The organism is Neobacillus drentensis (genome assembly GCF_036962765.1).
Classification (GTDB): domain Bacteria; phylum Bacillota; class Bacilli; order Bacillales; family Cytobacillaceae; genus Neobacillus; species Neobacillus drentensis_C.
Map to the genome: position 1 here is coordinate 15587 of NZ_JBALOS010000073.1, position 8104 is coordinate 23690.

Genomic DNA, 8104 nt, shown 5'->3' on the forward strand with positions numbered 1-8104 from the left:
AATTTTTAATTTGGCATTTTTGTTTACCTTCATTTTGTGATTTTCTAATTAATATCACATTTATTTCTGCTCGTAAGGAAGGATTTAGTTAAAAAAAGGAGACAGAGGGTGCTTCTGTTTCCCTTGAGGCTGGATTGAGCTGTATTAGAAGAAAACAAAAAACTGTCCAATCTTTCTTATAGGACAGTTTTTTCTCCCAACGATTCTTTAAGGAAAGTTGTTAAGTAATCGACATTGGTAATTTTCTTGTTACATTCTGTGCTATCAAAGCAAATATAGTTTCCTATCGCTTTATAGTAATCAGGATTTTTAGCCTTTTTTGCCTTTGTAACAGTGGAGATATAGGCAACCTGACCAAATCGATTACAGAAGGAACAGATATTATTCTTATTAAGGATTGTATATTTGCATTCAATTCCAACCATTTTCTCATCTAGTTCATACACAATAAACTTCTTATTTGTGCTGATATCTACCCAGCTTAAATACGTAAGTTGATTTAGATTCATTTTGTCTAAGTCAGGGAGCTTTAATTTTTTATTTTTGGGAAACATCTTTTTCATTTGCGCTTCAGCGAGCTTTGGAAATGGTAACAGATAGTCATGAAGCTGCTGAATGTATCTGTCATATTCATGGTCGGTTTTAAGTGCAGAAAGATCTAACATTTCCTTTTGTGCATTAGTTGCATTTGGAAAAAGCCCTATTATTTTATTGTTCGCTAGGTCCTTTACAGCCTGAATTACATTTGGGGCCGCATTCTTTTTGTAGCCATCTTTAATCAGGGCTACCTGTTTATGAATAAAATTAAAGTCAGCATTCTTGATAAACTTTTCGGTCATACTTTCAACCTCCTTTCAATTATTTTAATTAATAACTCTGGATGGGGAAATGTAAAATTCAACTTAGAAATGTTCTTTACATAAGGCTCTTTTCGTAAACATTGTTGCTATTAATACTAATAAGCGCTGCTTAATCAGAATTTTGCTCGTATATTCTTAAAAGAACTTACGAAAAGATGCCCCGAAACCAACCCTATTACGGGTTTAAAGATTTGTTCGAAAGCAACAAATTATGCGAAAACAGCCTTACATAAAAAAGCACGGACGATATCATCCGTGCTTTGAATACACTATTTTTTTGATTGTTTCTATTGAAAGGAAATATTCATCAGCTAAATCCTGAATAGCAGTGCCGCTAATAAAGGCGCTTTTTATATTGGCATTGCGCTTATCCAGGAGCTTTCTTCCACCACTAAGGGTACCCCATTTTCGATAAGTCGTTTCCGATTTAGGAATATAAATAGTTTCCCCCTGTACATATTTCTGGATCTCGATGATTAGATTCTCAGGTAAAATGTTGCTTGCATTTACATATTTCATGCCTGCCAGCTCCTTATTTAGTAATTGATTAAATAAGGTGCAAAGCCAAGAGATGAAATAGGCGATAAGAATGTAATTTAATTTTGCCCCATGCAAAGTATCGCCTTTTCCATATTAGGCTTTGCATGAGTAGCAGAAGTACCAGACAATCTCGAAGGATTCTCCAAATTTAAGCACCCCCTTCTGACACCATTATAACAAAGGATATCCATTTCTTATTCAATTTTACATATTCATTCTGGGTTTAATTTAAATCTAATGTCCTTTTAAGGGTGCCCATTTCGGAATGTGCAGCAAGCAATAGCTTTTTAAATATTAAGAAAATGTAAAGATATGTAAAGATTTGTTCTTGTCCAATTCGATATTTATCGTGCTAACATACGATGTTGTATCTATTAACTAAGGGAGTGATGATGGTTATGGTGTTAATTTTCCTTTAATCGTGTTGCTTTTTATCCTTTTAATTATTGTCAGTAAATCTTTCGTTAAATACTAGTTATAAACTAGCGGAACAAATTAATTGTTCGAAGCTATTAGCTCTCAAGGAGGAATGAGAAAAACATGGAAATTGAAGTCACGATCATCATGCCTTCATATAACCGATATCCCCTTAATCTGCTTAGCCTTTATGCATTGGAGAAACAGAACTTTGATTTATCTAAAATGGAAGTAATATTGATAGATGACGCCTCTACCGACCAGACCCCCGAAATTAAGGAGTATCGTCCTTCCTACCATTTTCAATATATTCGCAATAGAACCAATGTTGGGGTTGCTGCTTCAAGAAATATCGGACTTAGGCATGCGAGGGGAGAGATTATCATCATTTTGGATGCAGAAACCATCGTTTCCCCTAGCTATGTTGCCCTTAACTGCCAGCATCATCTGAATCACGACAAATCCGTTGTTATTGCAGGAAGCAAGCGCGGCCGTATTTATACCTTTTTATCCCCGGATTTTACTAATAATCAAATCAACGCGATTTATAAGTGGAGTGAAAAAAATTCCCTCTTCAACCAACGCCTTAAAGAGGTGGTATCGCAAGAACTGACACTTAGTAACTTAACGACTCATATCAGGCTTTTAGAAGAATCCCAACAAGTGGTTAAGAGAGCGGATATTGAAGATATTAAAAATTTATGCTCGATCGTAAAATACAGAAGTTATGCTCATCAATTATTAAACTATCTTACGGATGATTTTGGTAGCAGCCCCTTGCGTTGGATGGCTTGCTTAGGTTTCCTTTCTATTAAAAGAAGTTTTATAGAGGAAGTCGGCGGCTATGAGGAGGATTTCAAAGGATGGGGACCCGAGGATGCTGAGTTTGCTTATAGATTATATAAGGCCAATGCTAATTTTATTATCGAAGAGGATTTAGAATCGTTTCATCAGGAACATCCGCCCTCGACAACCAAGGAAGAGGCTATGAACAGAAATCGTTTGTTTTTCCAACAAAAGCATCCGGTTCTTGATGTATCGATTAGAGCTCTGCACTCTATTCATCCGACGGATTACGGACTCATGGAAAAGATTATATTAGAACATCAATCCCTTACTTCAAGATTTCCCAATGAGTTTCATGAATTTAACCGCGCAATCATAACCTTACTTCATCAAATTCGTATAAATATTGCAGAAAACCGTCCCCCTGTTAACCTAGTTCGAAATACCGAATTTAGCGATGACTTGATTGCAATGGAGCGTATCCAGATTGAGAGAAATCAAATACAATCCTATGGTAAATACAATCATCTTGTATGGTTGTTCGATAAACTTAGGACGATCTAAGAGTATAGGATTGTAGAGATTGATCCTTTTTTATTGAACTAACAGGTGCAAGAGTTAAAGGGGTCCGGCTGTCATTCTTGGCAGCTTTTCTTATTCTAACTGGAGCGTTTCTGCAATATAAGCCTTATAAATTTACATATTTAAAGGAAAAAAATACTTTTGTCCAAGCCATTATTATTAACTAATCATTTAATAGTATTAGTAATAATAAAAGGATGGTGAGGATATGGGGAATGGTGGAAAAAAACGAAATCAGTCCTTCTCGTTCCGATTCGTAAATGAAGATGGGCAAGAACTTAATGTGGGTCCTCTTTCTGATAAACGAAAAGTTGTCATTATCATTAATAATCAGTTTACAAGTGCACCCAATACCACACAAATTGCCAGTGGAGCGGGACGAAACAGCGCAGCCGGGAATAATGCGGCACTTGATTCATCGAATACCGAGCAGCAGCAAAGTGTCGGTGCAAAAGGGCAAGCTAGTAATACAGGTATGGGTGGTGACCAGCTTCAGCCGCATAAAGAGAATGGAGAGCACTTAGAACCGGACGTAGAATTTGTGATTGTCATAAATAATCAAATAAATGCAACAAGTACGGAACAGGCTGGTGCTACTCAGGTTGCAAGTGGCGGTGGAGATGACAGTGCAGCGGGAACTAACTCTGCAATTGCAAGTTCTAATACCAAACAGCAACATGCAGTGGGTGGAGATGAATCTGGGTCTGCAGACAACTCTGGTGAAGATGGCAACCAAACAGAACAGTGACTTTAGTGTAAAACCTGCTCCTATGAGCAGGTTTTTTATGTTAAGGGCTAATAGGGGCACTGTGATCTCACTGAAATGAAAATATGCATATCATCAGCACCAATTTTTTATGAATTTAAAAGTTATTCTTTATTCATTTGAGAAGAGTTTGTCTTTTTTTAAAATAGACTTATAGGCAAGCACAATTTGATACCGTGCTCGCCTTTTTATATTGTGGTAAAAGAGGATGCCATGAAATACACAATCTGACATAAAAATCATAATTTACTTGTGGTTTATGAGTATATGTCGATCATCCGTTTGAGGGGGTTCCTCAAACCAGCCATTTTTAATCATAATTTCAATTCCCTCATGACCGTAGAAAAAGACATCTTTAGCTAATAAGGCTGTTTTTAATGCTATATCATTTCTTAAGGCAAAAAATGTCCCAAAGCTACTTCCGACAATGCAAAAACCATTTAAAAAGTTAATGCAATGCATCATAAGCTTGTCTGAAAACGGGGCAATGGTTGAAGATGTTACTGTGCTTCCAGAAGTGGCAGAAAACTGAATATCATTTTCTAAAAGAATTCCTTGATATGTTTTAATTTGGTTCTTTGCAAGTTCTTTTCCTTTTTCAAAATATTGTCTAACCTCTTTGTTCTTTGCACATTGGGCAAATCCTGTAATCAGCTGCATTCCAATAGTATTTGTTTCAATTCCATGATGAAGAAAACCTAACTCCATGTCATTTAATGCTCTTTTTTCACTGAATGGTTTAAATCCTCTCATATAGCTTTTGCTTTCGATCATCTCTGTTGTTTTGGGCATTGAAACCTTTGGCGGAAGAGTAAGTATTCCTTTTTCAAGCAAATAACGGGTACTTAGCTTATAAATTTTTTGTGTAACACTTGTAAGTCCCTCATATATCGATATAACCTCGCTAGTATATGCCATATTCATATTAATGGTGTACATGCCCATACTGACTTCTTTTAAAATACGAAGAAACATTACGTCAAATCCATTGTCGTATAACTTAGGAGCTTCTAAATTTACATCTTCTTTTTTAAATCCATTAGGAGTTATCATTCCTTGTTTATGAAATATTTTTTCTAGTTCTATAACATAATAATTTAGATCTTGCCACAACCCTCCCAAAAGATTCCTGGCTTCCTCGTCATCTGCATTTTTCATAAAATATTCTAATATTCTCATAATTAGCGTTTTTTCTTGATATGTAAGCCAAAGTGTTCCAACCTCTGATGCGCTTATGGGATTTGTTAGAATCAAAAGAATTCCACCTTCTCTACTTTTGATTAAATTATTCCCTAATTTATTGATAAAAATTCGACTAATTCTCAAAAATGAAATAGTAATTTAGTCGGTCTTTGGCCAAATGTTTATGATAAATAAATTCATAAGAAAGACAACTTACAAAGACTCTCCCTGTAACTTTCCAAGCCAGGTCTGCTTGACACGACACCAATTAAAGTCCTATTATAAATCGGACACCAATCGGAGTCTTTTCATAACTCGAAAATAAGGGGAGGGTGATTTTGACCGATACTAATAAAATGAGGGATGTGTATGTTACGGTTGCCGACCCGACTCGACGTGAACGGATTCGTCTATTGGCAGACGTAGAAGAATTGCCTCTTCACGTCCGCCTTAACCGATACAAGGTTTATGAATATTCAAATAAAGCCATTATAGTGACAGAAAGAAATGGAGAAATTGAGAATGTTCATTCTTGACTGTCAGCTGATCGAAAAATGGAAGAGGGGTGTTCCTTGATGACAAATAGTAGAATGAATCCTAAGGTTGATGAATTTTTAAGTAAAGCTAAAAAGTGGAAGGAAGAATATGAGAAGTTGAGAAATATCGTTCTTGACTGTGAGCTGACCGAAGAATTTAAGTGGATGCATCCTTGTTACACGTTTGAGAAAAAAAACATAGTTTTAATACATGGATTTAAAGAATATTGTGCGCTTCTGTTTCACAAAGGTGCCTTGTTACAGGATGCCCATGGGATTCTAATCCAACAAACGGAGAATGTACAGGCGGCGCGCCAGATTCGGTTCACCAATGTTCAAGAAATAGTTGAAATGGAAACCATCTTGAAAGACTATATTTATGAAGCCATTGAAGTTGAAAAAGCCGGTTTGGAAGTGAATTTTAAAAAGAATTCAGACTACATAATTCCTGAAGAACTTCAAAATAAATTCGATGAAATCCCTGCCTTGAAAACTGCTTTTGAAGCATTGACGCCGGGACGGCAAAGAGCATACATTCTTCATTTTTCGGGGCCCAAGCAATCCAAAACCCGAGAGTCAAGGGTTGAAAAATATATGCAGCAAATTCTCAATGGAAAGGGATTAAATGATTAGAAGGCACTTATATACTTGATGATAGGAGAATAAAACTAATGCTATTATGGAAAATAAAGAAATTGATAGGACACCAATTAGTGTTATGTGATAAGGACACCAATTGGTGTCTGATTTAAAGGGGGGGCGATTTTGAACGATAAAAATCAAGAGCGTGATGTTTATGTAGCCGTCGCTGACCCAACAAGACGTAAATTGCTACGTTTGTTGGCAGATGCAGAAGAGTTACCTCTTCACGAATTAACCGCTCAATTTCAAATGGGTCGTACTGCTGTTTCTAAACATTTGGCTATCCTTAAAGAAGCTGGTCTAGTTGCCGACCGTAAAGTTGGCAGAGAAACAAGGTATCGGCTGAATGCTGCCCCGTTAAGAGAAGTTGAGGATTGGGTATCGTTTTACAGGAAATTCTGGAGTGAAAGAATATTACTTTTAAACCAAATATCAGAGGAGGAATAAAAAATATGGTTGGGCGAAAATGGGCGAAGAACTTAAAAAAGTGTTAGAGGCAATGTAAGACCAAACCTCTGAAGTGAGTTTTTTTAGTATTAAGCTAACTTATAGGAAAAAGCAAACGGCTCAGTATAGGACTGATCATTTTGCTTTTTTAGTTTGTGGATATTTAATTTGAAGGATTAAAACTAAAAGGTAATTTAAGATCGGTATCAGGAGCCAGCCTTTTTTAGTTTTTATATTTCGACATTTTTCTGCATTCTCAGAAGTGTAACAAAATACATAAGAGATTAGAATCATAAAAAGTTTGTTGATTTCATTGACTTTGCCAGTCATTACCGTTGCTAGTGAGTATATTAATTTTTGTTTAGTTGAGAATTTGTCAAATCTTGACCTTTTTTTTAGCTTTCATCATTTTCATATTATTTGTAAAATATAAAAAAGTTAAAAAACATTTGTAGGAATCACTAAATGAATTGGATTTATTAGTGAAGTGGATTGAACAAAAAGTTGGAATTATTAGAATCATGTAAAGGAGATAGAACAAAATGTACAAGTATACAATCTATGTAACACATAAAGGTAAAGTTTATCAAACCAACGTAATAGCTACCAAAAACCAAACAGAAGAAGAAGTTTATCGTATCGCAAAAGAACAAGTTCTTAAACAATGGGAAAATTAAATAGGGGTCCTGGGATTAAAGGATTGAATAGAACTTCCACTTGAAGAATAGATTTTGGATAGCTTCCTTTACTTGAAATCTAGTAGGGTACAATAAAGACAGGTGTTTTTTTGTGAAATCTCGTTAATATAGGCAATAGGTAAAGTCTATAAGACCTATCTATTGCCTTTTATTAATTGATTGATTAGAGGATGAGAATTATTTAGATTAAACACTAAAATGAACGAACGGTATGGGGGGAGGAAATAAGGCAGCCAAAGCGAGCTATAAATAGTGGGGAACAAGTAAATCAATCATTTTCAGAAAAAAACAATCAATCATTTTTAGACTTTACCTTTAGTAGGTGGTTCGGCCCTAAATAAGAGTTGAATAAGTCTATTTTTTCGTTAAGTAAATAATTAAAAACAATATTTTTATACTTTAACGCTTTAAACTATTGAAATAATATTCGAAAAATGTTACTATTTCAATAGTTTAAATTCTTCTGAGTTTAGACCTCCTAAAAGGCTTAGACTAGACCACTAAGCTTACTTTGAACCTTTGATTTTTTTGATCAAAGGTTATTTTTTCGCATTCTTATAAATTAACTAAAAAGAATTTTCTTCTATAAAGGAATCTATAAAGAAAATGAATCAATATAAAAGGCTATTTTGAAGTTTATTGTTGATT

The 8104-nt window shown here is 35.1% G+C and carries 9 protein-coding genes and 1 pseudogene; 7 read left to right on the top strand and 3 right to left on the bottom strand.

The window, feature by feature from the left end; genetic code table 11:
• Positions 1–176 precede the first annotated feature (176 nt).
• Together V7137_RS11050 and V7137_RS11055 are read right to left on the bottom strand one after the other, a co-directional pair.
• Positions 177–839: a FusB/FusC family EF-G-binding protein gene (locus tag V7137_RS11050; protein ID WP_335698137.1), complete on the bottom strand. Its 663-nt coding sequence runs from the start codon at positions 837–839 to the stop codon at positions 177–179.
• Between the two features lie 270 nt (positions 840–1109).
• Positions 1110–1379, bottom strand: a complete 270-nt coding sequence (locus tag V7137_RS11055; protein ID WP_335698138.1) for a CD3324 family protein — start codon at positions 1377–1379, stop codon at positions 1110–1112.
• 415 nt (positions 1380–1794) lie between these two features.
• Between V7137_RS11055 and V7137_RS11060 the strand changes: the two are divergent.
• The 3 genes and pseudogenes from V7137_RS11060 to V7137_RS11070 all read left to right on the top strand — a co-directional run.
• Positions 1795–1875 (top strand): annotated as a pseudogene (locus tag V7137_RS11060) (YjcZ family sporulation protein); the annotation flags it as partial.
• Positions 1876–1940: 65 nt separating this feature from the next.
• Complete coding sequence (locus tag V7137_RS11065; RefSeq protein WP_335698139.1) at positions 1941–3167, top strand: glycosyltransferase family 2 protein; 1227 nt, start codon at positions 1941–1943, stop codon at positions 3165–3167.
• Between the two features lie 226 nt (positions 3168–3393).
• Positions 3394–3933, top strand: coding sequence for a hypothetical protein (locus tag V7137_RS11070; protein WP_335698140.1), 540 nt, complete (start codon positions 3394–3396; stop codon positions 3931–3933).
• Positions 3934–4197: 264 nt separating this feature from the next.
• Here V7137_RS11070 and V7137_RS11075 read toward each other — a convergent pair whose 3' ends face one another.
• Positions 4198–5205, bottom strand: coding sequence for a DUF3231 family protein (locus V7137_RS11075; RefSeq protein WP_335698142.1), 1008 nt, complete (start codon positions 5203–5205; stop codon positions 4198–4200).
• 266 nt (positions 5206–5471) lie between these two features.
• On the opposite strand from V7137_RS11075, the gene V7137_RS11080 reads away from it, so the two are divergent.
• The 4 genes from V7137_RS11080 to V7137_RS11095 all read left to right on the top strand — a co-directional run bounded on the left by V7137_RS11080 (position 5472) and on the right by V7137_RS11095 (position 7435).
• Positions 5472–5669 (top strand): hypothetical protein, encoded by a 198-nt coding sequence (locus V7137_RS11080; RefSeq protein WP_335698143.1) that lies wholly within the window; start codon positions 5472–5474, stop codon positions 5667–5669.
• Between the two features lie 39 nt (positions 5670–5708).
• Entirely contained in the window at positions 5709–6302 is a 594-nt protein-coding gene (locus tag V7137_RS11085) for a YdeI/OmpD-associated family protein (protein WP_335698144.1), read from the top strand.
• A 132-nt stretch (positions 6303–6434) separates the two neighbouring features.
• Positions 6435–6758 carry an ArsR/SmtB family transcription factor gene (locus tag V7137_RS11090; RefSeq protein WP_335698145.1) on the top strand — a complete coding sequence of 108 codons (324 nt, stop codon included), beginning with the start codon at positions 6435–6437 and terminating at the stop codon, positions 6756–6758.
• 542 nt (positions 6759–7300) lie between these two features.
• Complete coding sequence (locus V7137_RS11095; protein WP_144555969.1) at positions 7301–7435, top strand: BA3454 family stress response protein; 135 nt, start codon at positions 7301–7303, stop codon at positions 7433–7435.
• Positions 7436–8104 lie beyond the last annotated feature (669 nt).

Excerpts from the sequence above, each read along its gene's own strand:
- V7137_RS11085 (WP_335698144.1), top strand. The coding sequence starts at position 5,709 with ATGACAAATAGTAGAATGAATCCTAAGGTTGATGAATTTTTAAGTAAA.
- V7137_RS11055 (WP_335698138.1), bottom strand. The coding sequence starts at position 1,379 with ATGAAATATGTAAATGCAAGCAACATTTTACCTGAGAATCTAATCATC.
- V7137_RS11070 (WP_335698140.1), top strand. The coding sequence starts at position 3,394 with ATGGGGAATGGTGGAAAAAAACGAAATCAGTCCTTCTCGTTCCGATTC.
- V7137_RS11050 (WP_335698137.1), bottom strand. The coding sequence starts at position 839 with ATGACCGAAAAGTTTATCAAGAATGCTGACTTTAATTTTATTCATAAA.
- V7137_RS11095 (WP_144555969.1), top strand. The coding sequence starts at position 7,301 with ATGTACAAGTATACAATCTATGTAACACATAAAGGTAAAGTTTATCAA.
- V7137_RS11065 (WP_335698139.1), top strand. The coding sequence starts at position 1,941 with ATGGAAATTGAAGTCACGATCATCATGCCTTCATATAACCGATATCCC.